The following is a 24,126-nucleotide window of genomic DNA, read 5'->3' on the forward strand; positions in this document are numbered from 1 at the left end:
ATCGGAGAATGGAAACATGACCAAGAACGACAAAAACCTGAACGAGCGGGCAAAACTCGCCGCCCTCAGCCCCTTCGAACTGAAGGACGAGCTGATCAAGGTTGCCGGCGAGGGCGTGGTCGAACGCCCCGCCAACGTCTCGATGCTGAACGCCGGCCGCGGCAACCCCAACTTCCTCGCCACCATCCCGCGCCACGGCTTCTGGCAGCTCGGCCTGTTCGCGATGCGCGAGGCGGAGCGCTCGTTCGCCTACATGCCCGAAGGGCTCGGCGGCATGCCCAAGCGCGAGGGCATCGTCGAGCGCTTCGACCTGTTCCTGCGCGAGAACCGCGGCTGCCCCGGCATCGACTTCCTGCGCGGCGCGGTGTCCTACGTGCGCGACCAGCTCGGCCTGTCCGACACCGACTTCCTCTATGAAATGTGCGAAGGCATCCTGGGCGCGAACTACCCGGTGCCCGACCGCATGCTGAAGCTGTCGGAAGTGATCGTCGGCCAGTACCTGCGCCGCGAGATGATCGGCAAGCATCCGTTCGTCGGCGAATTCGACGTGTTCGCCACCGAAGGCGGCACGGCGGCGATGACGTACATCTTCAACACGATGCGCGAGAACCACCTGATCAAGCCGGGCGACACCATCGCGCTCGGCATGCCGATCTTCACGCCGTACATCGAGATTCCGAAGCTCAACGACTACCAGCTCGACGTCGTGCATCTGAATGCGACGGTCGAGAACAACTGGCAGTACTCGAAGGACGAACTCGACAAGCTGCGCGACCCGAAGATCAAGGCGTTCTTCCTCGTCAACCCGAGCAATCCGCCGTCGGTGCGGCTGAGCGACGAGAGCCTCGAGTACATCGCGGAAATCGTCAAGGACCGCCCGGACCTGGTGCTGCTGACCGACGACGTGTACGGCACGTTCGCCGACGATTTCGTCTCGCTGTTCGCGCTCGCGCCGCACAACACGATCCTCGTCTACTCGTATTCGAAGTACTTCGGCGCCACCGGCTGGCGCCTCGGCACCATCGCAACGCATCGCGACAACGTGCTGGACCGCCAGATCGCCAGGCTGACGAAGGAACAGAAGCACGGCCTGCACGAACGCTACGAATCGATCACGACCGATCCGGATTCGCTGAAGTTCATCGACCGCCTGGTGGCCGACAGCCGGACCGTCGCGCTGAACCACACGGCCGGCCTCGCCACGCCGCAGCAGGTGCAGATGGTGCTGTTCTCGCTGTTCTCGCTGATGGATACGCCGGACGCGTACAAGAACGCGCTGAAGCGCCTGATCCGCAGCCGCAAGCGCGCGTTGTACGAGGAAGTCGGCATCGCGTTCGACGACAGCGATCCGAACCAGGTCGACTACTACACGATCCTCGACCTGGAATTCCTCGGCGAGCGCGAGTACGGCCGCGAGTTCGTGGACTGGCTGCTCAAGAGCGCCGAGCCGTCGGACCTGCTGTTCCGCCTCGCCCGCGAGGCGCGGGTGGTGCTGCTGCCGGGCCGCGGCTTCGGCACGCCGCATCCGTCGGGCCGCGTGTCGCTCGCCAATCTCAACGAGTCCGACTATCGCAAGATCGGCCGCGCGCTGCGCAAGCTGATCGAGGACTACGTCAGCCAGTACGAGAAGGAAACCGGCAAGAAGATCCGCGACCGGGCAAGCGCGAAGTAAGCGCCAGGTAGAGCCGCCCGCCGCCCGTTTCGGGCGGCAGCGGCGACGCCCCGGGCGGCCGGGGTCCGCAATGCATGCGCGGACTCCGGCCGCCCTTTCGCGTCTTTGGGGCGCCGCGGGCGGCGACGTGGCGATCGAATCAAGGGGAGGCGGAATGCAGGCAGGCGCAACGAAGGCGGCGAAGCTTTGCGCGATCGCGCTGGTGGTGACGACGAGCGTGTCGGGATGTACCTCGTTCCAGCCGGTCGTCCACGAGCCGGCCGGTGACAGCGCCGGCGGTAGTGGCGGCGACAGCGCCGGCGAGGCGAACCAGATGGTGCGCTCGGCGTGCTCGCGGCTGGCGATCGATCTCGGACACGACGTGAAGGTCGGCGACGAGATCCGCTATCACGGCTGCGACGGCACCTCGGGCAGCATGAAGGTCGAGACGATCGGCACGCACACGATCGGTGGCGGCGGCGCCGGGATCGACGTGCGCGAGATGCGCAGCATGGAGGTGAAATCGGTGTCGGTGGGCCGGACCGTGCTGTTCGGCGTGGGCGTCAGCGCCGCGGTGGTGGTGGCCGCGATTGTGATCTTCGGCGCGACGCTCGCCGCCGCGATCCTCGGCGCGCAGTGAGCGCGGCGGCGCGCTCAGGCCGCCGGCGCGTCGCCGAAGCCGTCCACCTCGCCGGGCCCGTCGGGCACGAACTCGACGCAGACCACCTTCGGTCCGTCGCCGGCCGGCAGCGCGATGGCGGCGGTCCAGGCGTCGCGTCCTTCGGTCAGCGAATGATGCGGGCCCGTCAGCACCACGCGGCCCGGCGTCTGGATCGCGCGCTCCCAGACCGGCAGCCGCGACCAGTTGCAGTGCGTGTCGGGAAACAGCGGCGCGAGGCGCGCGGCCTGGGTCGCCGTCACGACGCCGGGCCGCATGATCGATGGCTCGGGCTGCACGCCGTCCGCATCGGTCACGAACACGCGGCGGATCGCGGCGAATTCGAACAGCGGCGCGGCCATGCCGGCCAGGTCGCCGGTCGCGACGTAGGCGTGCGCGGTCTGCAGCACCAGCCGCTCCAGTTCGTCGAAGCCGGCGCCCGTCGTGTGCGAATGCCCGGCGCGGCGCCGCGCATGGTGCTGCCAGGCGCGGTCGATGTAGCGCGGGCCGCCTTCGCTCGCGCGCGTGAGCGACGCCTCGGGCTGGCCGAACAGGAAGCCCTGCACGAAATCGACGTCGGCATCCATCAGGATCCGCAGCGCGTGTTCGGTCTCGATGCCCTCGGCCAGCACCATCGCGCCGGCCTGATGCAGCATCGTCACCAGGTGGCGGATGTTGCGCCGCGCGTCGCCGGGCTGCTGGGCGCGCTCGACGAGCGAGCGGTCGAGCTTGACGATGTCGGGATGCGCCTGCCAGACGCGATCGAAGTTCGAGAAGCCGGTGCCGAAATCGTCGATCGCGATCAGGAAGTCGCGATGCTGGATGCGGTCGATGGTGCGCGCGAGCGCGGCCTCGTCGCGTACCGGCTGCTCGATCACTTCCAGCACCACGCGCGTGGGCGGCAGCGCGAAGTGCTCGCAGAGCTCGTCGATCGATTCGCGCTGCGCGCTGCCCGAATCGAGCATCTGCGGCATCACGTTGAGGAACAGCCAGCCGTGGCCGGGGTCCTGCGCGGCGAAGTTCGCCGCGTGCAGGCAGCGCGTCATGCGGTCGACGAGCGGGGCGTCGCCGCGCGTGTGCGCGAGCGCGAACAGCGCTTCCGGTTCGAGCGAGGCGCTGTGCGAGGCATGCGCCCGCACCAGCGCCTCGTAGCCGACGATGCGCCGGTGCGTGATCGAGAGTACGGGCTGGAATACGCTCGTGAGGCGCATGCCGCGGTAGTTTGCGGCCCAGCCGCCGGCGCCGTCGGAGACGAGCAGGCTGACGAGATTGTCGAGTGTCAGTTCGGCAGACGGTCGCATTGCGCGTCGGTCCAGTGAGGGCGGCGCGCCGACAGGCCGGTGGCATCGTCGGTGCGGACCGCGCGGTCGCGTATGAAACGTCGTCGGGCGCGCGGCCCGACCGCCGCCGATAGAGGGCGTCGGGCAGGCCGCGTCGCATGTCCACACGTACTCTACACCGATTGTTTGACGGCAGAAAATGCGTGTGGACGCGAATGGCGAATCGATCATGGATTGCGTTGCGACGGCGATCGCGGCCGACCGATGCCGGTCCGGGGCCGGCATGAGGCGGTCGTCATGGCGGTCATGGCGGCCGCGTCCCGCCGCGAATCGTTCAGGTGACCGGAACGACGGCGCGGCGAGGCAGGCGGCGGCGGGGCAGGCAGGCGGCGGATATCGGGCGGGCCGCGCGGCACGCCTTGCCGGTGCCGCCACGCGGTCGCGCGGCCCGCCGGGTCAGGCCGCGTCGCGCGCCGGCCCCAGGCCCGGGATGCGCCGGATCACGCCGGTGGCGAGCGCGGTGCCGAGCAGCACCACCGCGCAGCCGGCGAGCATGATCGGCGCGACCGCTTCGTCGAGGAACACGGCGCCCCAGAAGATCCCGAAGATCGGAATCACGAACGTGACGGTGATCGCGCGCGACGGTCCGACGTGCGCGATCAGGTGGAAGAAGATGAAGTAGGCCACGCCGGTGCAGAGGATGCCGAGCGCGAGCACCGAGCCCCAGGCATGTGCCGAGACCGGCGCGGCCGGCCAGGTCGCGAGCGCCGGCAGCAGCAGCAGCACGGTCGAGCCGATCATGGTGCCGGCCGCGTTGAGCAGCGGATCGATGCCGGACAGCTTGCGCTTCGTGTAGTTCGCGGCGATCCCGTACAGCAGCGTGGCGGCCAGCGCGGCGGCGGCGGCCAGTGCCGTGGCGCCCGCGCTGCCGGTGGCGCCGCCCGTGCCGCCGTCCGGCGCGAACACCTGGCGCGCCACCAGCAGCAGCACGCCCGCGAAGCCGGTCACGAGCCCCAGCGTGCGCGTGAGCGAGAGCCGCTCGCGCAGCCAGACGTAGGCCACCAGCGCGCTCCAGAGCGGCGCGGTGGCGTTGATCACCGAGGTGATGCCGGCCTGCAGCGTCAGCTCGGCGAACGCGAACAGGCAGAACGGCGCGGCCGAATTGAGCAGACCGCACACCAGCAGCGGCCACGCATGGCTGCGCAGCGCGGCCGCGAGCGGGCCGGCGCCGACCCGCCAGAGCGCGAGGCCGGTCAGGAACAGCGCGCCGAAGCCGACGCGCAGCGCCATCAGCGGCGCGACGCCGAACTCGGCGACACCGACGCGAATGAACAGGAACGAGGCGCCCCAGAGCGAGGCGAGCAGGATCAGCAGCGAGAGATGGCGGGTGGACATGGTGTAACTCGGTGTGGAGCGGGTATGCCCCGGGCGGATATGCCCCGGCATGGTAGCGCGTGCCGGGCACCGGTGTTACACGATTGAATGAAACGACAGGAAACGGAAAAGTCGGACGAAAGGCGACGGCGCCCGGATGCGCCGTGGCCGGATCTCAGGCGGGGAGGGCGGCGCGAGCGCCACCGCAACGGATCGAGACGGGAGGAATCAGGAGCCGGCAACGCAAGCGGGGCGCGGCGGCTCGCAAGCCGGCAAGCCCGGTCGATCAGCGATGCCCGTGCCAGCCGCCGCCCCAACCGCGGCCGCCCCATCCCCGGCCGCCCCAGCCGCCGCCGAAGCGGAAGCCCAGCGACACGGACGGTCCCCCCCAGCCGCCGTAGGCCGGATAGTAGGCGGGGGCGGGGTAGTAGCCGGGGTAATACGCCGGATAGGCCGGCGCGACGTAGGCCGGCGCCGGATAGGCCGCGGCCGGCGGCGCGGCCGCGACGACCGGGTCGGTCGGTACCGGCGTGGCCGCATAGCCGCCGGCGGGGTAGTAGCCGTAAGGGTAATAGCAGCCGGCCAGCGCAACGGTGGCGAGCGCGGCGGCGGCGAAGGTGCGGGTTTTCATGGCGGGCCTCGATGCGGAGGCATCCTGTGTGTCGGTGGCAATACCGGCAGCTTAGGCGCGTCGAAGATGAAACGCTGTGTGAAACGGTAACGGCGCATTTCAACCGGCCGCGCGCCGCGCCTTGTCGAGCCGGAGGCGCTTCACCAGCGAGCAGCAAACGGTAATGGCGGGACACCGCCCGCCATCCCGAGTGAAGCATTGCGAACGCCCCGCGGCTTACTTGCCCACCTGGTTGCCGATCAGGCCGCCCGCCGCGGCGCCGCCGAGCGTCGACAGCGCGCTGCCGCCGATCGCCGCGCCGGCCACGCCGCCGACACCGGCCCCGATCGCCGTATCGCGCTGGCGCGTGGTCATCGAATCACAGGCCGAAAGGCTCGCGATGGTGGCGATCAACAAAGCACCTATCCCAACACGCCGGATCGAGTTCATGACTGGCTCCTCGCAAGAGTGGAAAAGGCGCGGCGCAGAGGCCGCGCGACACTATCAATCTAGCCGAGGCCGCCACGCGCTGCTGTAAGGACTTGTTAAGCGTCTTTTCCCGCGTAATCAAATGTATCCGCGCGGGAATGCGCCTTGCGGCGCAACGCGGCACGCCGACCCGCGCGAGGCCGCCGGCATGCCGCCGCCGGCTCGCGCGACGCCGTGGCGGCGCCGGCCGCCGCGCGCACGCTCACTGGCGGTGGTAGATCTCGGCGCCGGTCTTGACGAACTCGACGGCCTTGACCTCCATGCCCTTCTTCAACGCCTCGGTTTCCGACACACCCTGCTTCGCCGCGAAGTCGCGCACGTCCTGCGTGATCTTCATCGAGCAGAAGTGCGGGCCGCACATCGAGCAGAAGTGCGCGACCTTGGCCGAGTCCTTCGGCAGCGTCTCGTCGTGGAATTCGCGCGCCTTGTCCGGATCGAGGCCGATGTTGAACTGGTCTTCCCAGCGGAACTCGAAGCGCGCCTTCGACAGCGCGTTGTCGCGCACCTGCGCGCCCGGGTGGCCCTTGGCCAGGTCGGCCGCGTGCGCCGCGAGCTTGTAGGTGATGATGCCTTCCTTGACGTCGTCCTTGTTCGGCAGCCCGAGGTGCTCCTTCGGCGTGACGTAGCAGAGCATCGCGGTGCCGAACCAGCCGATCATCGCCGCGCCGATGCCCGAGGTGATGTGGTCGTAGCCGGGCGCGATGTCGGTGGTGAGCGGCCCGAGCGTGTAGAACGGCGCCTCGTCGCACCATTCGAGCTGCAGGTCCATGTTCTCCTTGATCAGTTGCATCGGCACGTGGCCGGGGCCTTCGATCATCACCTGCACGTCGTGCTTCCAGGCGATCTGGGTGAGTTCGCCGAGCGTCTTCAGTTCGCCGAGCTGCGCTTCGTCGTTGGCGTCGTAGATCGAGCCGGGACGCAGGCCGTCGCCGAGCGAGAAGCTCACGTCATAGGCCTTCATGATGTCGCAGATGTCCTCGAAGTGCTCGTAGAGGAAGCTTTCCTTGTGATGCGCGAGGCACCACTTCGCCATGATCGAGCCGCCGCGCGAGACGATGCCCGTCATCCGGTTGGCCGTCAGCGGCACGTACTGCAGGCGCACGCCGGCGTGGATCGTGAAGTAGTCGACGCCTTGCTCGGCCTGCTCGATCAGCGTGTCGCGGAAGATTTCCCAGGTCAGGTCCTCGGCCTTGCCGTTGACCTTTTCCAGCGCCTGGTAGATCGGCACCGTGCCGATCGGCACCGGGCTGTTGCGGATGATCCACTCGCGCGTCTCGTGGATGTGCTTGCCGGTGGAGAGGTCCATCACCGTGTCGCCGCCCCAGCGGATCGCCCAGGTCATCTTGTCGACTTCCTCGCCGATCGACGAGGTCACGGCCGAATTGCCGATGTTCGCGTTGATCTTCACGAGGAAGTTGCGGCCGATGATCATCGGCTCCGACTCGGGGTGGTTGATGTTGGCCGGGATGATCGCGCGGCCGCGCGCCACTTCCTCGCGCACGAACTCGGGCGTGATCTCGCTGAGCGCCTGCGCGCCGAACGCGGCGGCGCCGAATGCCTGGCCGCGGTGCTGGCGGCCCATCATGGCGGCCAGCTTGGCGCCGTTCGGGCCGCTGTCGCGCAGGCTTTCGAGGTACTCGGCGCGGCGCTGGTTCTCGCGGATCGCGATGTATTCCATCTCCGGCGTGACGATGCCCTGGCGCGCGTAGTGCATCTGCGTGACGTTGCGGCCGCCCTGCGCGCGGCGCGGCTGGCGGTGCAGGCCGGGGAAGCGCAGCTCGGCGGTGGCCGCGTCGGCGGCGCGCTCGCGGCCGTAGTCGCTCGTCAGGCCGGCCAGCGTCTCGGTGTCGCCGCGCGCCTCGATCCAGCGCTGGCGCAGCGCCGGCAGGCCCGAGCGGATGTCGATTTCGGCTTCCGGATCCGTGTACGGGCCGGACGTGTCGTAGACGTAGATCGGCGGGTTCTTCTCGCCGCCGAAGCCGGTCGGCGTGTCCGACTGCGTGATCTCGCGCATCGGCACGCGGATGTCGGGCTGCGAGCCGGTGACGTAGACCTTGCGGGAATTCGGCAGCGGGGCGATCGCGGCGGCGTCGACGCGGGCATCGGCGGACAGGAACTTCGGATTGGCATTCATGCAGTCATCTCCTGATGTGGGGCGCTAAGCAGGAGACGAGATGGGCGGCAGGCCGGCCGGAGGATGAGGCAAATGGTCGAGGCCTGTACGCTTCCCTGCGCTGGCATTATCCAGATCAGGTTCAAAGGGTATTTCTCACCCGCGAAGCGCCGTGTTTCGAATGGCGCCACGCAGGACCCCCGCGTTAGCTAGGGCGAACGATACACCCGGACGGCCGTGGTTTCAACCGCTGCCGACGCACGGGTTTCCGGTGCCGGATCGCGGCAGGCGTGCCGGCTGCGTGTCAAACCCGTGCCGGGTGCGCGTCGGATTCCGGCAAGCGGCCGTCGCGTCGCGGCAGGCGCCGAGGCGCGAGCAGCCGTAGCAAGGCGCGAGCGTGGCACCGCGGTGTCGCGCCGATGCATCAGCGCCGCGCTTTTCCTGATTGACGGCGATTTTCGGCGGGAGCGTTCATGCATAATGCCTTCGATGCGTCGCGGCTCGCGGCGCTCCCGCGTTCGCTGGGTCAGTTCGACTTCTCCGGTTCCGTTCTCGACGACATGCCGTCCCGCCCGTTTTTCCCTGCCGCTCCGGCTTCATGCCGGCCGCGCGCGCTCGTCTCCTCGTTTGTTTCGCACACGCCCGAATCGCATCGCGTTGCGCCGGCCGCCGGGCCTCGTGGCGGCCGTGATGCGCACGGCTCCAAGCGGGCGGCCTGAGCGATGACACCGTTCGACCGCCTGCTCGCGGCTGCGAGCCGCCTGCGCCTGCGGGACCGGATTCGCCTGCCGCAAAGCCGCGGCGGGCGCATCGCGCTCGCGCTCGCGTTCATTTATTTCGTCTGGGGTTCGACCTATCTCGCGCTGCACGTCGCGCTGGAGACGTTCCCGCCGCTGCTGCTGTCGGGCATGCGCAACGGCTTCGCCGGCATCGGCCTGTTCGTGTTCGCGATGCGCCGCAAGCCGGCGCTGCCCTCGGTCGGCGAGATCCGCAACGCGGCGATCGTCGGCACCATGCTGGTGGCGGCCTCCTCGGGGTTGATCGCGCTCGGCATGCGCACCGTCAGCAGCGGCTCGGCGGCCGTGATGGTCGCCACCGTGCCGCTGTTCGCCACCGTGATCGCCGCGATCGCGGGGCGCCAGGTATCGAAGGGCGAGTGGACCGCGGTCGGGCTCGGCATGGTCGGCATCGTGATCCTCAACTCGGGCGGGCCGTCCACGCCCGGCTCGACGCTCGGCAGCATCTCGGTGCTGTGTGGCGGGCTGTTCTGGGCCGGTGGCGTGCATCTGTCGAGCCGCCTGAAGCTGCCCTCGGACCTGTTCCTGTCCACCGCGCTGCAGATCGGCCTGGGCGGCATGGCCTCGACCGTGGCGGCGCTGTGCCTTGGCGAGCGCAGCATCCATCTGGCGTTCCTGCCGATGGTGGCGTTCTTCTACCTGATGATCTTCGGCACGATGATCGCCTACGTCGCCTACGGCTACCTGATCCGCAACACCAGCCCGGTGCTCGCGAGCAGCTGCATGTACGTGAACCCGATCGTCGCCGTCGCGCTCGGGGCGCTGCTGCTCGGCGAGCCGGTCACGACCGCCACCGTGGTCGCGACGCTCGCGATCCTCGGCAGCGTCGGCCTCTCGTTCCTCTGCGACCCGGCCCGCAAGGCCACGCGCTGACGCGCGCCACCGGTTGCCCGCGCATCGATCGGGGCGCGCGGCGGCCGGGATGGAGTGACGGCGTTGTCGGAATCAGCGGTCGCTGCGGCGCGGCGCGCGGCCGGGTGCCGCCGGGGCACCGCGCGCTCAGTCGCGATGCCGCCCGCTGCGATGGTGGATCCATCCCGCGAGCGCCGCGAACAGCAGCCCGACCGCGCTGACGCCGCTCCAGCCCGCCGCATGCCAGGCCGCCACGCCGGCTGACGAGCCGATCGCCCCGCCGATGAAATAACAGACCATGTAGACCGTGTTGACGCGGCTGCGTGCCTCGGGCTTCAGCGCGTAGATGCGCGACTGGTTCGAGATCTGCGCGGCCTGCACGCCCACGTCGAGCACGATCACGCCGAGCGCCAGCCCGATCAGGTGCGTGGCCGACACCGCGAAGATCACGAACGACAGCGCCACCAGCCCGATCGACAGCGAGATCACGGCGCGCGGCCCGCGCCGGTCGGCCGACTTGCCCGCATAGGGCGCCGCGAGCGCGCCCGCCGCGCCGACGATGCCGAACAGCCCCGCCACCTGCGGCCCGAAGTGGAACGGCGCGCCGGCCAGCAGCAGCGTGAGCGCGGGCCAGAACGCGCTGAACGCGGCGAACAGCGCCGCGCCCGTGGCCGACGCGTGGCGCAGCCCGCGCAGTTCCACCGCCAGATGCCAGAGCGAGCCGATCAGCTGCGGGTAGCTCAGCGTCGAGGTGGGCGTGCTGCGCGGCAGCCGCAGCAGCACGGCCGCCGCGATCGCGACGAGCGAGGCCACCGACGCGCAGAACACGGCGCGCCAGCCGAAGTATTCGGCGATGAAGCCGGCCGCCGTGCGCGCCAGCAGAATCCCCAGCAGCAGCCCGCTCATCACGGTGCCCACCGCCTGCCCGCGCTCGGCGGCCGGCGCGATCTCGGCCGCGAACGGCACGGCCTGCTGCGCGATGGTGGAGAGCACGCCGATCGCGAGGCTCGCGGCGGCCAGCACCGGCAGCGCCGGCGCGGCGGCCGCGATCAGCAGCGCGGCGCAGAGGCCGGCGATCTGCAGCAGGATCAGGCGGCGCCGGTCGAAGCGGTCGCCGAGCGGCGCGAGCAGCAGCATGCCGGCCGCGTAGCCGAGCTGGGTGGCCGTGGGTACCACGCCGATCCAGCCGGCCTCGCGCGGGAACGACTCGCGCAGCGCCCCCAGCAGCGGCTGGTTGTAATAGATGTTGGCGACCGACACGCCCGCGATGGTCGCGAGCAGGAGCAGCAGGCCGCGCGAGTAGTGCGGATGCGCGGCGGGCGGCGGGTTCGGAGCGGCGGGGTTCGGCGTGGACATGAGGCGATCGGATCGAAACGAGGGTGGCGGCGCGGCCGGCGCCCGGGCCGGCAAGGCTGCCGATCATACCGGAGGCCCGTGAAATTCGCCGGTGCCGGGCCGGCCGGCGAGCGAGGTGCCTGCGTGGTCGAGCCGCGCCGCGCCCGCTCGCGTCACCGGCCGCGCGGCGCCGCGTTCAGTCGATCAGCGCGCCCGTGTCGTCATAAAACGGATGCGGTCCGTCGGCGGCATCGACGTAGACGTGATGCGAGACCAGCCCGCCTGCCGGATCGTAGCGATGCACGGCGAACGAGGGCGGCTCCAGCGTGAACGCGGATGGCCCGTTCGGGCGCAGGTCGAACGCCACCTGATGCGCGGGCGCGGCCACCGTCGAGGCGAGCGTGCCGCCGAAGCGCGCCACCATCGGCCGGTGGACGTGCCCGCACAGCACGCGCTCGACGTTCGGATGGGCGCGCAGGATTGTGTCGAGCCGGCGCGCGGCGGCCGGATCGAGCCGCTGCGCGTCCATGTGCGCGATCCCGCTGGCGAACGGCGGATGATGCAGCGCGACCACCACCGGGCGCCCGGCGGCGGCCTGCAGCTCGGCCGCGAGCCAGTCGAGCCGCGCGTCGCAGAGCATGCCGCGGCTCTGCCCGGTGATCTGCGAATCGAGCGCGATCACGCGCAGCGGGCCGAGATCGAGCGCGTACTGCACGAACTCGCCCGTCTGCAGCTCGGCGCGCTCGGCGAACACGCGCCGCAGCGCGCCGCGCTCGTCGTGGTTGCCGATCAGCAGGTAGTACGGAATCTCGAGCGGCGCGAGCAGCCGCTTCAGGTGCTGGTATTCGTCGTCGTGGCCGAAATCGGTCAGGTCGCCGGTGATCAGCACCGCGTCGGGGCGCGGCACGAGCGCGTTCAGTCTGGCGACGGTGCGGGCGAGACTCGCCGCGGTGTCGACGCGCCGGTAGGCGAGCGCGCCGGGGCGCTTGATATGGAGATCGCTGATCTGGGCGAGCAGCATGGCGGGGCCTCGTGTTGCGGAGTGGCGGGGGTGGTTGGGTGGCTGGGATGGCTCAGGGCAGCGCGATCAGCCCGTCGGGCGCGATCGCGAGGCCCACGGCCGTGCCGCGCGCGAGCGCGATGCGGCCGGGTACGTCGATCACGAGCGCGTCGGGCGCCGCGTGGTCGATGCTCAGGCGCGTGCGTTCGCCGAGGAACGCGCAGCCGGCCACGGCGCCGCGCAGCTGGGCGGCGGCCGGGTCGACGAGCTGCGCGTCCTCGGGGCGAAAGAACAGTTCGGATACCTGACGGGCCGACGGCACCGCGCCGCCGGTGGTGACGAGCATGCCGTCGCGCCAGCTGCCGGCGAGCCGGTTCAGCGTGCCGATGAACTGCGCGACGGCGCGGTTCGCGGGCTGGTAGTAGATCTCGCGCGGCGTGCCGATCTGCTCGATGCGGCCCGCGCCCATCACCACGATGCGGTCGCCGAGCGCCATCGCCTCGGCCTGGTCGTGCGTGACGTAGACGGTGGTCACGCCGAGTTCGCGCAGCAGCGCGTTCATCTCGCGGCGCAGCGTCTCGCGCAGCTTCGCGTCGAGCGCGGTCAGCGGCTCGTCGAGCAGCAGCACGCGCGGCTGCACCGCCAGCGCGCGGGCCAGCGCGACGCGCTGCTTCTGGCCGCCCGACAGCTCGGTGACGGGGCGCTCGGCCAGCGCCGTCAGCTGCATCATCGCCAGCAGTTCGTCCACGCGCGCGCGCAGCGCGGCCGCCTCGGTCCGGCGGATGCGCAGGCCGTAGCCGACGTTGCCGCGCACCGTCAGGTTCGGGAATAACGCGTAGTTCTGGAACACCATGCCCACCTGGCGGCGCTCGATCGGCAGCGCCGTCACGTCCTCGTCGCCGAACGCGATGGTGCCGCCGGCGTCGGGCGTATCGAGCCCGGCGATCAGGCGCAGCGTGGTGGTCTTGCCGCAGCCGGACGGGCCCAGCAGCACGAGCGTTTCGCCGGCCGCGATCGCGAGATCGAGCGGTTCGAGCACGCGCGTGGCGCGAAACGTCTTCGCGCAGCGCGTGAGCGTGACGGGCAGGGAGGCGAGTTTCATCGGCGTGGCGGGTGGGGGCGGGTTGGGGCGTGCGTTGGCGCGTGGATCTCAGGCGGACGGCCGGCGCGGCGCGGCGTCGATCCGCGAGCCGGCCGCGTCGATGCCGAGCCACTGCATCGCCAGCAGCAGCGGCAGCGTCATCAGCAGGAACAGGATCGTGTAGGCGCTGCCGAGCTCGATGCGCATCGAGGCATAGGTGTCGGCGAGGCCCACCGGCAGCGTCTTGGTGTCGGGCGTGTGCAGCATCCAGGTCAGGTTGAACTCGCCGATCGACAGCGTGAGCACCGCGAGCGCGCCGGCCACGATGCCGGGCCGCAGGTTCGGCAGCACGATGGTGGTGAAGCGCGTGGCGAACGAGGCGCCGAGGCTGGCCGCGCCTTCCTCGAGCGTGCGCAGGTCGGCGCGCGCGGCCACGGCGGCCACCGCGCGGACCATGAACGGCAGCGTGAACACGACGTGGCCGACCACGATGAACCAGAGGCTGGTGCGGAACGCGGAGAAGCCGCCGTAGACGATCAGCAGCCCGAGCGCCGAGGCGAGCCCCGGCAGCGCGACCGGCAGCACCAGCGCTTCCTCGATCAGGCGCGCGGCGCGATGACGGCTGCGCGCGAGCGCGTAGCCGGCCGGCACGCCGGCGACCAGCGTGACGGCGAGCGTGGCGAGCGCGACCGCGAGCGAGAGCCACACCGAGCCGCGGTACTGGGTCCAGACTTCGACCAGCCAGTGCAGCGTGAGCCCGCTCGACAGGCCGCGAAACGCGTTGACGGTCAGGCCGGTCAGCACCGACATCAGCACCGGCACGATCAGGAACGCGCAGAGGCCGAGCGTGACGAGCCATTGCAGGGCCGAACCGAGCCTGAACTCGCGGCGCGCGCGGTCGGGTTGCGGAACCGGCGATGGCGACGTGGAAGTTGCGGGCACAACGGTATCGGAGGTGGGCGGCGTCATCGCGGTAGTCTCATGCGGCCGCGGCGGCCTGCCCGGTCAGGCTGCGCGCGATCGCGAGCACGGCCCAGGTGACGAGGCCGAGCACGATCGACAGGCCCGCCGCGGTGGCCACGTCTGCGTTCAGCGTGAATTCGGTGTAGATCGTCATCGGCAGCACGTCGAGTTCGGTGGCCAGCGTGAACGCGGTGCCGAACGCGCCCATCGAGGTCGCGAAGCAGATCGCGCCCGAGGCGATCAGGCCCGGCGCGAGCGCCGGCAGCACGATGTCGGCGAATACGCGCCACGGCGAGGCGCCGAGCGAGCGCGCGGCCTCCTCGAGCGAGGCGTCGAGCTTCGAGGCGGCGGCGATCACGGTCACGATCACGCGCGGAATCGAGAAGTACAGATACCCGGCGAACAGGCCCGCGATCGAGTAGGCGAACACCCACCGGTCGCCCGTCAGCTTCGCCGACAGCAGCCCGATCAGCCCCTGGCGGCCCGCCAGCATGATCACCATGAAGCCCACCACCACGCCCGGGAACGCCAGCGGGAAGGTCAGCAGCGCCACCAGCAGGCGCTTGCCGGCGAACGCGCGGCGCGCGAGCAGCAGCCCGGCCACGGTCGACAGCACCAGCGCGACGAGCGTGACCGCCGCCGACAGCGCGACCGTGGCGGCCAGCGTCTTCAGGTAGCGCGGGTTCGAGAGCAGCGCGGCGTAGGTGTCGAGCGGCGCGTTGCCGGCCGACTCGCGCACCAGCGCCGCCATCGGCAGCAGCCAGAACGCGGCGAACACCGCCAGCGCCGGCGCGACCAGCGCGACCCGCCAGCCGGTGGGGAACGTCAGCTCGCGCATCGCGCCGGCCGTCACGGCAGCGCCTGCAGGTACTGCTGGCCGAACGCCTGCTGGACGGCCGCCATCTTGCTGAAGTCCACCGGCCGGGCGCGCGCGTAGTCGCTCGCGGGCAGGAACTTCGAGGCGACCTCGGGCGCGAGCGTCTGCGGGCGCACCGGCCGCAGCCACGCGGCGGCCCACAGCTTCTGGCCCGCGTCGGACAGCACGAAGTCGAGCACCTTCCGGCCGTTGGCCGCGTGCGGCGCGTTCTTCACCAGGCTCATCACGTAGGGCACCGAAATCGTACCCTCGGCGGGGATCACGAACGCCACGTTCGCGTGGTCCTTGTACTCGGCGCGATAGGCGTCGAAGTCGTAGTCGATCAGGATCGGGATCTCGCCCGACAGCACGCGCGCGTAGGCGGTCTGCTTCGGCACGATCGGCCGGTTCGCGCGGAGCTTGCGGAACCAGTCGAGCGCGGGGCGGAAATCGTCGAGCGAGCCGCCGAGCGCCTGGTTCACGGCCACCGCGCCCGCGTAGCCGACGAACGCGCTGGACGGATCGAGGTAGCCCACCATGCCCTTGTATTCGGGCTTGAGCAGGTCGGCCCACGAGCGCGGCACCGGCCGGCCGTCGAGCGCGTCCTGGTTGACGAAGAAGCCGAGCGTGCCCGAATGGATCGCGAACCAGTAGCCCTGCGGGTCCTTCAGGTTCGCCGGGATCTGGTCCCAGTGGGCCGGCTTGTACGGCTCGATCAGGCCGCGCTGCCGGGCCTGGATCGCCGACGACACGCCGAGGTAGACGACGTCGGCCACCGGGCTCTTCTGCTCGGCGATCAGCTGCGCGATCGCCTGGCCCGAGTTCTTGTTGTCGGCCGGCACGCGGATGCCCGTCGCCTGCCTGATCGCGGCGGTCTGCGCGGCCCAGTCGGCCCATTCGGGGGGGCAGTTGTAGCAGATCGCCGTTTCCTCGGCTTGCGCGGCGGCCGGCGCGAACGCGGCGAGGGCTGCGATCGCAGCCAGGGCCGCCGAAGCGGCCGCGCGGCGCAGCGCGGCGAGGCGCGCGTGCCGCGACGAGGGACGAGGAATCACTGCGGGCCTCCTGACGGGAGCGAATGGGGCGGACGATGGTGCGCGGCGCGCGAGGTGGCGAAGCCGGCCGGCGACGGCGCGGCCGGCATGCGCGCCGAGGCGGGCCGGCGCGGCGCCGGGTTGGCGATGGCGAGAGACGAGGGCGCGGTGGGCGGCGGCATGGCGGGACGCTCAGCGGCCTCGCACGAGGCTCGTCACGACGCCGTCGCCGATCGTGGCGATCGAGGCGCCGTCGCGCACCACGTGCGGCAGCGTCAGCGCGGGCGTGTCGTGGGTCTCGCCGGCGAGGCGTTCGGCCAGGCGCCGCCAGGCGAAGCGGCCGATCTCGCGGTTCGGCGTGGCGACGCTCGCCAGCGCCGGCGCCAGCAGCTCGCCCACGGCGAGGCCGTCGAAGCCGAGCACCGAAATGTCGTCGGGCACGCTGAAGTTCGCGTCGCGCAGCCCGCGCATCACCACCATCGCGAGCAGGTCGTTGCTGCAGAAGATCGCCGTCGGCCGCGTGGTGCGCGAGGTCAGGTGCGCGAGCACCGCGTTCGGCAGCACCGGGGCGTTGAAGTCGACCTCGAGCGCCGGCAGCGGCACCAGCCCGTGGTCGGAGAGCGCCTGCGCGTAGCCGATATGGCGCAGCCGGGCGCGATCCGAGGCGGCCAGCGAGCCCGCCAGCATCAGCACGCGGCGGTGGCCGCGCGCGATCAGGTGGCGCACGCCGTCGTAGGCGGCGAGTCGGTTGTCGACCGCCACCGACGGGCGATGCGGCGTGTCGTTGTGGATCAGCATGTAGAGCAGGCCGTCCTCGTCGAGCTTGTCGAGCAGCGGATGCGCATGCGCGTCGGCCACCGTCAGGATCAGCCCTTCGACGCGTTGCGCGCGCAACGTGTCGATCGCGTGCCGTTCGCGCGCCGCATTGTATTCGGTGGTCATCACGATCAGCTTGAAGCCGGCGCGCGAGGCTAGCTCGTCGATGCCCTGCAGGCATTCGGCGAACACCGGATTCGCGAGCGTGGGCAGCATCACGCCGATCAGCTGCGTGCGCTCGTTGCGCAGCTGGCGGCCCAGCGGACTCGGGCGGAACTGCAGCGTTTCGATCGCTTCATGGATCGTCGCGAGCGTGGCCGGGTTCACCGAGTCCGGCGCATTGATCGCCCGCGACACGGTGGCGATCGAAAAGCCGGACAGGGCGGCCACATCTTTGATGGTCGACGTCATGAACTCGGAGTTGTAATCGTTTTCGTGGCCAAAATTATCGACAGCGCATATGACGGATCGATGACGTCAAATTGACCGCCGCCGACGGAAAACGATTGCGCGTAAAGAAATCGAAAATTCCGTTGACGCACGCACTGGCGAACCCGAATGCGAATCCTTCGCTGGCAATGCGCAGACATTTGTCCCCACCCGACTGAAGACGCGGCGCACCGGTGGTAGAATGCGGTCCGCCCTTTTGCCGGGGTGATGAAATTGGTAAACATAGCGGACTTAAATGATTGAGTGCCCGGTCGGAAACGGCCGGTGCAGAACCCTTCAAATTCGGTGAAACCCCTGGCGCGCGACGCGCCGAGGCAACGCCGAGCCAAGCCCGGATGCCGCGCGAGCGCAGGCGGGAAGGTGTAGAGACTAGACGGGGGGCGCCTAAGGTTGCGCGAGCGGACGCACCGCTCGCCGGCGACGGTGAAGGCATAGTCCAGCGCACGAACGGCAGCGCAGCGCGCCGCCGGCTTCGAAAGAAGCAGTGTGACGAAAATCCGCCGCCTTCATTGGCTTGCCGGTTCGAGTCCGGTCCCCGGCACCATATAGTCGTTCGATACGATCGGATCGTGCCCTGCAAATCGGGATGGCACGAGGCTTGACGGTTTTGTTCCAGGTGTCTGGCGCCTGGCGATGATCCGTGCCAGCGGTGCCAGCGCTTCGACCACGCGTTTCCTCCTTTAGATTTTGTCCTCCGTCGATGGGCAGACATGCTCGGACGTGATTGTCGGTGACGGCCAATCCGTGCGCGGCTGACTGGCATCGATGCTGCACCAGACAATGCGCAGGTCTTCGTGAGACTCGTGCGATAGCAATCGCGCGACTCGTCAATCAACCTGCGTCGATGAACTGATCCGCCTGGCTTGTTCGTAATGAACCAAGGCACCGCGGCGGAATCAATTGTTTTCCTCGGGAAACGAGTGTTTCGATAACCATGCCTCTCAAGCATGACGGCAACCAGCCAGCCGCCGCAGTCGGCGCAAGCGATGGGGATCGAGTTTGCCCAACTCTGCGACCTGATTTGTCAGCTCGCGGTGAATCGACATTCGAGAGGCTACCGGGCACATCCGTGAATAAGGTCAAGCAATGGGTGCTGAGCGTGGCCGGGGCGGGTAGTCCTGCCAATCAGCGGCGCACGACGGTGAATGGGGTGTCGTTCGTGATCGCGTCGACCCTGTTCCTGACCATAGGGCTCTATCTGCCACGGTTGGTGTCTTCTCACGCCGATCCCGTCCAGATTTCCTGGCTTCGCTACGTGGGCGGATCGATTTGGCTGTCGGCCTTTCATTTCGCCCGCCGGCGGCAGGTTCGACCCGCGATCTGGAACGGTTCCAGCAAGCGTGCGCAAGCGTGGCATGTGGCGCGGGCCGTGGTTGGCTTCGGCACGCTGACGCTGACTGTCGTTGCTTCGCGGCTGCTGCCGATTGGAAATGTTCAGGCAATCCTCGCATGTAACGGCCTGCTGGTGTTGATCTGGCTTTTGGCGCGTGGCGCCGAGCCATTGCAGTGGCCGGTCGTGGCAGGGACCGTGCTTTGCGTGGCGGGTGCGGTATGTTCGAGCCATGTCGAACTCGGCAGCCGTTCGATAACGGGGTACGCGACGGCCTGGGCCGCATCCGCTTGCTGGGCTGCCGAGATCCTCATCTTTCGTCACGCGGTGGCGCGCGCTTCCGGAAAGACCTCGCTGTTGTTCATCAATCTGGTGGGCGTCGTCCTGCTCGCCATTCCTGGCTTGCTGCGCTGGCGGCCGGTGGGCGAGGCCGAATGCGGGGTGCTTCTCTCGGTCGGGATTTTTCTCGTGGTCTCCCAGGCATTTCTGATCAAGGCGCTGGAGCGCATCCCGTTGTCGATCACGATACCGTTTCGCTACCTGAACGTGCCTGTTGCATTGGTTCTGGGGCTGGTCGTACTCAATCAGATTCCATCGATCGAGGCGATCATCGGCACATTCCTGATTATGGTGGGTGGCACCGTGCTGACTCGACGCCTGAACTAGCAGAGGCTGCTACCGCTGCGTCGTTTTTCGTTGCAGCGGCGGTGATGTCGCAATCAACGACTGGAAAAATCGCGGGAGCGCAGGCACCGGCGCCATGGTACCGATCGTGATGGCCGCACCCTCACTCGCGCGTCGCGCCCTTCGCCGGCCGCCCGGCCCAATACCCCGCCAGCAGCGAACCCGACAGGTTGTGCCAGACCGAGAACAGCGCGCCCGGCAGCGCCGCGATCGGCGTGAAATAGAGCTTGCCGAGCGTGGCGGCGAGCCCGGAGTTCTGCATGCCGACCTCGATCGCGAGCGTGCGGCACACGGCTTCGTCGAAGCCGAGCAGGCGCCCGCCCCAGTAGCCGCCGAGCAGCCCGATCGCATTGTGCAGCACGACGCCGACCATCACGACGAGCCCCACCGACGCGATGCTGTTGCGCGTGCCGGCCACCACGGCGGCAATGATCAGCAGGATCGCGACCATCGACACGAGCGGCAGATACGGCTCGACCGCATTGACCGCGCGGCGGAACAGGTGGTTGACGATCAGCCCGACCACGATCGGCAGCGCGACGATCTGCAGGATGCTCATCAGCATGCCGTGGACGTCGACGGCGATCGACGCGTCGACGTACAGGCGCGTGAGCAGCGGCGTGGCGAACACGCCGACCAGCGTCGACAGCGCGCTGATGGTCACCGACAGCGCGACGTCGCCGCGCGCCAGATAGATCATCACGTTCGAGGCGGTGCCGCTCGCGACGCTGCCGACCAGCACCATGCCGGCGGTCAGGTCGGGCGGCATCCGCAGCAGCTTCGCGAGCGCCCAGGCGGCGAGCGGCATCACGAGGTAGTGCAGCACGATGCCCGCGAGCACCGGCGCGGGCCGCGTGAAGACACGGCGGAAATCGCCGATCGACAGCGTGACGCCCATCGACAGCATGATCAGCGTGAGCAGCGCGGTGACGTGCGGCGCGACGGGCGAGAAGGTGGCTGGCGAGAAATACGCGGCGAGCGAGATCAGTACGGCCCACAGCGGAAAGAGTCGGGTAACCCGGGCAAACATGATGACAAATCCTTGGTCGATCTTGTTGGTGTCGTGGCGGGCCGTGCCGCGAAGGGCGGCCCTGCGGGAGCCGGCGCGAGGGCGCCGGGCGCGCATCGCGTGACAGGCGGCGCAAGCGGGCAGCGGGTTGACTGCCGGAGCGTCCGGCGCCGGTCCTCATGGGATGGCGCATGCCTGGGAGACGGCGCGAAAGCGGGGATTCTACCTTGCGGGGGTGGCGGGGCCGGGCGATGGCCGGTGAGCGCGGATCAGCGGCAAGGCCGGCTAACGCCTGACCGAGACGGTTGCATCGGCGAGGGGGCCGCGGGCGCCCGCGGCGTGGCGAGGTTCGAGCCTGGGAAGGCACGGCTCGAATCGGACGAGCCGGATGGATCGATATCGATGTCGTTGATGGGTTCCCGCCTCCGGAGCGCTCGCCCGCATCACGCGGGCGAGCCGCATCGAGTCCCTCACTCGATCGCCCGCCCCCCGGTGGCGCGCGTCTGCCCCTGCTCGATCACGTTGAGCACCGCGCGCGCCGCCACCACCACGCAGATACCCGTGCCGATCGCGAGCGGATATTTCCAGTCCACGTGCGGCATGATCTGCGGGATCACCGAGATCGCCAGCGCCGGCAGCACGAACGCGTCCGCGGCGCGGATCAGGACGATGGCCAGCCCGAACGCGAATAGCACCGACAGCGGCCCGGTGCCGAACAGCGCCACGCTGGCCCAGCCGAGCGCCGCGCAGGCCACGCACAGCACGGGCACCAGCGTGGCGCGTCGCGCCCACGGACAGTGCTCGGGCCGGATCAGCATCTCGTAGGCGAGCACCAGCAGCGGCGGGAACAGGATCAGCCGGATCCCGGCGCGAGCCGCGAGCAGATAGGCGATGGCCAGCACGCACCAGTACGCGACCCAGCGCGTGGCCTTGCCGGAGGCGGTGGTGGCCGCCGCCGGCATCGCGCCGGGCACCGCGGCCGGCGCGATGCCGGCGCCGGGCTGCCAGGCGGGCCGGTAGGCCATCGACAGCAGCGCGAGCGCGCCGGTATCGCAGGCGATGAACATGACGTAGTGCAGGCTCGTCACGCCGAACACGAGCGGCAGGAACGCGGCCGGCACGGCGGGAAACACCGGCGACTTCATCGCCTTCACGATCAGGATCGCGCCCGCGATGCACAGGATCGAGGCGGGTGCGCCATACGGCAGGTGGGTCGCCACGGCCATGCCCCACAGCGCGGTGACGGTGGGGGTGGCCAGCACCATCAGCGGTGCCTTGGCCCATGGCCCGTTCGGCCGCATGAAGATGCCGTAGCCGAGCGCGGCCAGTTCGGGGAAGAACGCGAACTCGTTGTGGATCAGCTTGCCGACGCTCGAGACGAGGCAGAGATAGACGACGGCCAGGCAGGCGGCGGGCAGGCTGGCCTTGGCGAAGTTGGGGTTGGACATGTTTGGTGAACGGGCTGCGAAGCGATTGTCGACGCGGATTGTCGAAGCGATTGTCGGAGCATCGGACCAGGGCGAAGCGGCTCGCCTTGCCGCCGCGCGTCGATATCAGCGGCGAGCGCGAGGGCGAGGCGAACGCGTGCACGTCATCCGTCGCCACCGCGCGGCGCCGATGCACCCGGGCGAGTGAGGAGCGCGGCCGGCACGCGGCACGCCGCCGGCCTCATCACGCCGAGCGCGCCGTTTTCGCCGCGAACGCGAGCGTGTCGCCGCGCTTCTTCGACGGGCCGGTGCCGGCGTCGGCGGGCGGCTCGATGAAGCGCGCGCGGATCGATTGCGCGATGCCGGCGCCGTCGAGGCCGCAGGCGGCGAGCAGCTTCGCCGGGTCGCCGTGATCGATGAAGCGGTCGGGCAGGCCCAGCTGCAGCACGGGCCGCAAGATGCCGGCGGCCATCAGCGCTTCCAGGCAGGCCGAGCCGGCGCCGCCCATCACGGCCGCTTCCTCGACCGTGACGATCGCGTCGTGCGTCTCGGCGAGCTGGCGCACCAGCTCGGCGTCGAGCGGCTTCACGAAGCGCATGTTGGCCACGGTGGCGTCGAGTTCCTCGGCCGCCGCGAGCGCCGGCGCGACCATCGTGCCGAACGCGAGGATCGCGATGCGCTGGCCTTCCTGCTGCGTGGAGCGGCGCCGCACCTCGCCCTTGCCGATCGGCAGCGCCTCCATCTGCCTGACGGTGGCCACGCCGGTGCCGGCACCGCGCGGGTAGCGCACGGCCGTCGGGTTCGGCTGCTGCAGCGCCGTGTAGAGCATCTGGCGGCATTCGTTCTCGTCCGAGGCGGCCATCACCGTCATGTTCGGCACGCAGCGCAGGAACGCATGATCGTAGGCGCCCGCGTGCGTCGCGCCGTCGGCGCCGACGATGCCGGCCCGGTCGATCGCGAACACCACCGGCAGGTTCTGCAGCGCGACGTCGTGGATCAGCTGATCGTAGGCGCGCTGCAGGAACGTCGAGTAGATCGCCACCACGGGCTTCAGGCCCTCGGTGGCGAGCCCGGCCGCGAACGTCACGGCGTGCTGCTCGGCAATGCCGACGTCGTAGTAGCGATCGGGAAAGCGCTTTTCGAACTCGACCATGCCCGAGCCCTCGCGCATCGCGGGCGTGATGCCGACCACGCGCGCGTCGAGTTCGGCGGCGTCGCAGAGCCATTCGCCGAACACCTGCGCATAGGTCTTCCTGGCCGGCGTCGCCGACGGCTTGATGCCCTCGGCCGGATTGAACTTGCCGGGGCCGTGGTAGAGCACCGGGTCGGCCTCGGCGAGCTTGTAGCCGAGGCCCTTCTTCGTCACCACGTGCAGGAACTGCGGGCCCGGCAGGCCCTTGATGTTGCGCAGCGTGGGGATCAGCGCGTCGAGGTCGTGGCCGTCGATCGGGCCGATGTAGTTGAAGCCGAACTCCTCGAACATGGTGGCCGGCATGATCATGCCTTTCGCGTGCTCCTCGAGCTTGCGGGCCAGGTCGAGCATCGGCGGCGCCACGCTCAGCACGCGCTCCACGCCGGCGCGCGCGGCCGCGTAGAAGCGGCCCGACATCAGGCGCGCGAGATGGCGGTTCAGCGCGCCGACCGGCGGCGAGATCGACATGTCGTTGTCGTTGAGGATCACGATCAGCGGCACGTCGTCGGCCACGCCGGCGTTGTTCAGCGCCTCGAAGGCCATGCCGGCCGTCATCGCGCCGTCGCCGATCACGGCGATCGCGCGGCGCTCGCTGTCCTGCAGCTTCGCGGCGACCGCCATGCCGAACGCTGCCGAGATCGAGGTGCTCGAATGCGCGGTGCCGAACGTGTCGTACACCGACTCGGTGCGCACCGGGAAGCCCGAGATGCCGCCGATCTGGCGCAGCGTGGGCATCTGCTCGCGGCGGCCGGTCAGGATCTTGTGCGGGTAGGTCTGGTGGCCGACGTCCCAGACGATGCGGTCGCGCGGCGTGTCGAACACGTAGTGCAGCGCGATCGTCAGCTCGACGGTGCCGAGGTTCGGCGAGAGGTGGCCGCCCGTCTTCGAGACGCTGTCGAGCACGAAGGCGCGCAGTTCGTCGGCGAGCGGACCCAGCTGGCGACGATCGAGGCGGCGCAGGTCCGCCGGATCGTCGATGGTGTTCAGCAAGTCGTACATGGTCGTTCCATGGTGGGAGAACCCGCGGCACGGTGCGTCGTCGAGGCGGCAGCTGTCGTGCGGCTTGCTGCCTACCGCGCGCGGCGGGATCCGGCCGTGGCCTCACGCGGGCGGTAATCGGGCAGTACC

Annotated in this window: 20 protein-coding genes and 1 riboswitch; of the genes, 5 read left to right on the plus strand and 15 right to left on the minus strand. The window is 69.8% G+C overall.

Annotated features, from left to right (window positions below; translation table 11 throughout):
* Positions 1-16: 16 nt before the first annotated feature.
* The gene (locus BpN12_RS20315; protein WP_246797252.1) at positions 17-1,672 is read left to right on the plus strand and encodes a bifunctional aspartate transaminase/aspartate 4-decarboxylase; all 1,656 of its coding nucleotides are present in this window, start codon (positions 17-19) and stop codon (positions 1,670-1,672) included.
* A gap of 154 nt (positions 1,673-1,826) precedes the next feature.
* Positions 1,827-2,291 carry a hypothetical protein gene (locus BpN12_RS20320; RefSeq protein WP_246797253.1) on the plus strand — a complete coding sequence of 155 codons (465 nt, stop codon included), beginning with the start codon at positions 1,827-1,829 and terminating at the stop codon, positions 2,289-2,291.
* Between the two features lie 14 nt (positions 2,292-2,305).
* Here BpN12_RS20320 and BpN12_RS20325 read toward each other — a convergent pair whose 3' ends face one another.
* The 5 genes from BpN12_RS20325 to thiC all read right to left on the minus strand — a co-directional run bounded on the left by BpN12_RS20325 (position 2,306) and on the right by thiC (position 8,196).
* Complete coding sequence (locus tag BpN12_RS20325) at positions 2,306-3,610, minus strand: EAL domain-containing protein (RefSeq protein ID WP_246797254.1); 1,305 nt, start codon at positions 3,608-3,610, stop codon at positions 2,306-2,308.
* Positions 3,611-4,045: 435 nt separating this feature from the next.
* Positions 4,046-4,984 (minus strand): DMT family transporter, encoded by a 939-nt coding sequence (locus BpN12_RS20330; protein ID WP_246797255.1) that lies wholly within the window; start codon positions 4,982-4,984, stop codon positions 4,046-4,048.
* 265 nt (positions 4,985-5,249) lie between these two features.
* Positions 5,250-5,594 carry a hypothetical protein gene (locus BpN12_RS20335; protein ID WP_246797256.1) on the minus strand — a complete coding sequence of 115 codons (345 nt, stop codon included), beginning with the start codon at positions 5,592-5,594 and terminating at the stop codon, positions 5,250-5,252.
* A gap of 216 nt (positions 5,595-5,810) precedes the next feature.
* Entirely contained in the window at positions 5,811-6,023 is a 213-nt protein-coding gene (locus tag BpN12_RS20340) for a glycine zipper 2TM domain-containing protein (protein WP_042624301.1), read from the minus strand.
* Between the two features lie 241 nt (positions 6,024-6,264).
* Positions 6,265-8,196 carry a phosphomethylpyrimidine synthase ThiC gene (thiC, locus tag BpN12_RS20345; RefSeq protein ID WP_246797257.1) on the minus strand — a complete coding sequence of 644 codons (1,932 nt, stop codon included), beginning with the start codon at positions 8,194-8,196 and terminating at the stop codon, positions 6,265-6,267.
* A 74-nt stretch (positions 8,197-8,270) separates the two neighbouring features.
* Positions 8,271-8,387: riboswitch (TPP riboswitch) on the minus strand.
* Between the two features lie 261 nt (positions 8,388-8,648).
* Between thiC and BpN12_RS20350 the strand changes: the two genes are divergently transcribed.
* Both BpN12_RS20350 and BpN12_RS20355 read left to right on the plus strand, forming a co-directional pair.
* A complete protein-coding gene (locus tag BpN12_RS20350; RefSeq protein ID WP_246797258.1) occupies positions 8,649-8,894 on the plus strand; it encodes a hypothetical protein in 246 nt (81 codons plus the stop codon).
* A gap of 3 nt (positions 8,895-8,897) precedes the next feature.
* On the plus strand, positions 8,898-9,845 hold the full coding sequence (locus BpN12_RS20355; protein ID WP_246797259.1) for an EamA family transporter: 948 nt from the start codon (positions 8,898-8,900) through the stop codon (positions 9,843-9,845).
* Between the two features lie 126 nt (positions 9,846-9,971).
* Here the strand turns inward: BpN12_RS20355 and BpN12_RS20360 are convergent, their stop codons facing one another.
* The 7 genes from BpN12_RS20360 to BpN12_RS20390 form a co-directional block, all read right to left on the minus strand.
* Complete coding sequence (locus tag BpN12_RS20360; protein ID WP_246797260.1) at positions 9,972-11,180, minus strand: MFS transporter; 1,209 nt, start codon at positions 11,178-11,180, stop codon at positions 9,972-9,974.
* 175 nt (positions 11,181-11,355) lie between these two features.
* Positions 11,356-12,180 carry a phosphodiesterase gene (locus BpN12_RS20365; protein WP_246797261.1) on the minus strand — a complete coding sequence of 275 codons (825 nt, stop codon included), beginning with the start codon at positions 12,178-12,180 and terminating at the stop codon, positions 11,356-11,358.
* 52 nt (positions 12,181-12,232) lie between these two features.
* Positions 12,233-13,261 (minus strand): ABC transporter ATP-binding protein, encoded by a 1,029-nt coding sequence (locus BpN12_RS20370; RefSeq protein WP_246797262.1) that lies wholly within the window; start codon positions 13,259-13,261, stop codon positions 12,233-12,235.
* Between the two features lie 48 nt (positions 13,262-13,309).
* Complete coding sequence (locus tag BpN12_RS20375; RefSeq protein ID WP_425306354.1) at positions 13,310-14,209, minus strand: ABC transporter permease; 900 nt, start codon at positions 14,207-14,209, stop codon at positions 13,310-13,312.
* Positions 14,210-14,219: 10 nt separating this feature from the next.
* Complete coding sequence (locus BpN12_RS20380; RefSeq protein ID WP_246797944.1) at positions 14,220-15,041, minus strand: ABC transporter permease; 822 nt, start codon at positions 15,039-15,041, stop codon at positions 14,220-14,222.
* A gap of 11 nt (positions 15,042-15,052) precedes the next feature.
* Positions 15,053-16,108 carry an ABC transporter substrate-binding protein gene (locus tag BpN12_RS20385; protein WP_246797945.1) on the minus strand — a complete coding sequence of 352 codons (1,056 nt, stop codon included), beginning with the start codon at positions 16,106-16,108 and terminating at the stop codon, positions 15,053-15,055.
* Between the two features lie 174 nt (positions 16,109-16,282).
* On the minus strand, positions 16,283-17,317 hold the full coding sequence (locus BpN12_RS20390; RefSeq protein WP_246797264.1) for a substrate-binding domain-containing protein: 1,035 nt from the start codon (positions 17,315-17,317) through the stop codon (positions 16,283-16,285).
* A 1,108-nt stretch (positions 17,318-18,425) separates the two neighbouring features.
* On the opposite strand from BpN12_RS20390, the gene BpN12_RS20395 reads away from it, so the two are divergent.
* A complete protein-coding gene (locus BpN12_RS20395) occupies positions 18,426-19,352 on the plus strand; it encodes a DMT family transporter (RefSeq protein WP_246797265.1) in 927 nt (308 codons plus the stop codon).
* Between the two features lie 121 nt (positions 19,353-19,473).
* On the opposite strand, the gene panS is transcribed toward BpN12_RS20395, so the two are convergent.
* The 3 genes from panS to dxs form a co-directional block, all read right to left on the minus strand.
* Positions 19,474-20,400: a ketopantoate/pantoate/pantothenate transporter PanS gene (panS, locus tag BpN12_RS20400; protein WP_246797266.1), complete on the minus strand. Its 927-nt coding sequence runs from the start codon at positions 20,398-20,400 to the stop codon at positions 19,474-19,476.
* A 449-nt stretch (positions 20,401-20,849) separates the two neighbouring features.
* On the minus strand, positions 20,850-21,827 hold the full coding sequence (locus BpN12_RS20405) for a hypothetical protein (RefSeq protein WP_246797267.1): 978 nt from the start codon (positions 21,825-21,827) through the stop codon (positions 20,850-20,852).
* Between the two features lie 223 nt (positions 21,828-22,050).
* Positions 22,051-23,997, minus strand: a complete 1,947-nt coding sequence (gene dxs, locus BpN12_RS20410) for a 1-deoxy-D-xylulose-5-phosphate synthase (RefSeq protein WP_246797268.1) — start codon at positions 23,995-23,997, stop codon at positions 22,051-22,053.
* Between the last annotated feature and the right edge of the window lie 129 nt (positions 23,998-24,126).

The organism is Burkholderia perseverans (assembly GCF_022870505.1).
Lineage (GTDB): Bacteria > Pseudomonadota > Gammaproteobacteria > Burkholderiales > Burkholderiaceae > Burkholderia > Burkholderia plantarii.

Coding starts and splice junctions, on each gene's coding strand:
- BpN12_RS20315 (WP_246797252.1), top strand. CDS start 17: ATGACCAAGAACGACAAAAACCTGAACGAGCGGGCAAAACTCGCCGCC.
- BpN12_RS20320 (WP_246797253.1), top strand. CDS start 1,827: ATGCAGGCAGGCGCAACGAAGGCGGCGAAGCTTTGCGCGATCGCGCTG.
- BpN12_RS20325 (WP_246797254.1), bottom strand. CDS start 3,610: ATGCGACCGTCTGCCGAACTGACACTCGACAATCTCGTCAGCCTGCTC.
- BpN12_RS20330 (WP_246797255.1), bottom strand. CDS start 4,984: ATGTCCACCCGCCATCTCTCGCTGCTGATCCTGCTCGCCTCGCTCTGG.
- BpN12_RS20335 (WP_246797256.1), bottom strand. CDS start 5,594: ATGAAAACCCGCACCTTCGCCGCCGCCGCGCTCGCCACCGTTGCGCTG.
- BpN12_RS20340 (WP_042624301.1), bottom strand. CDS start 6,023: ATGAACTCGATCCGGCGTGTTGGGATAGGTGCTTTGTTGATCGCCACC.
- thiC (WP_246797257.1), bottom strand. CDS start 8,196: ATGAATGCCAATCCGAAGTTCCTGTCCGCCGATGCCCGCGTCGACGCC.
- BpN12_RS20350 (WP_246797258.1), top strand. CDS start 8,649: ATGCATAATGCCTTCGATGCGTCGCGGCTCGCGGCGCTCCCGCGTTCG.
- BpN12_RS20355 (WP_246797259.1), top strand. CDS start 8,898: ATGACACCGTTCGACCGCCTGCTCGCGGCTGCGAGCCGCCTGCGCCTG.
- BpN12_RS20360 (WP_246797260.1), bottom strand. CDS start 11,180: ATGTCCACGCCGAACCCCGCCGCTCCGAACCCGCCGCCCGCCGCGCAT.
- BpN12_RS20365 (WP_246797261.1), bottom strand. CDS start 12,180: ATGCTGCTCGCCCAGATCAGCGATCTCCATATCAAGCGCCCCGGCGCG.
- BpN12_RS20370 (WP_246797262.1), bottom strand. CDS start 13,261: ATGAAACTCGCCTCCCTGCCCGTCACGCTCACGCGCTGCGCGAAGACG.
- BpN12_RS20375 (WP_425306354.1), bottom strand. CDS start 14,209: ATGACGCCGCCCACCTCCGATACCGTTGTGCCCGCAACTTCCACGTCG.
- BpN12_RS20380 (WP_246797944.1), bottom strand. CDS start 15,041: ATGCGCGAGCTGACGTTCCCCACCGGCTGGCGGGTCGCGCTGGTCGCG.
- BpN12_RS20390 (WP_246797264.1), bottom strand. CDS start 17,317: ATGACGTCGACCATCAAAGATGTGGCCGCCCTGTCCGGCTTTTCGATC.
- panS (WP_246797266.1), bottom strand. CDS start 20,400: ATGTTTGCCCGGGTTACCCGACTCTTTCCGCTGTGGGCCGTACTGATC.
- BpN12_RS20405 (WP_246797267.1), bottom strand. CDS start 21,827: ATGTCCAACCCCAACTTCGCCAAGGCCAGCCTGCCCGCCGCCTGCCTG.
- dxs (WP_246797268.1), bottom strand. CDS start 23,997: ATGTACGACTTGCTGAACACCATCGACGATCCGGCGGACCTGCGCCGC.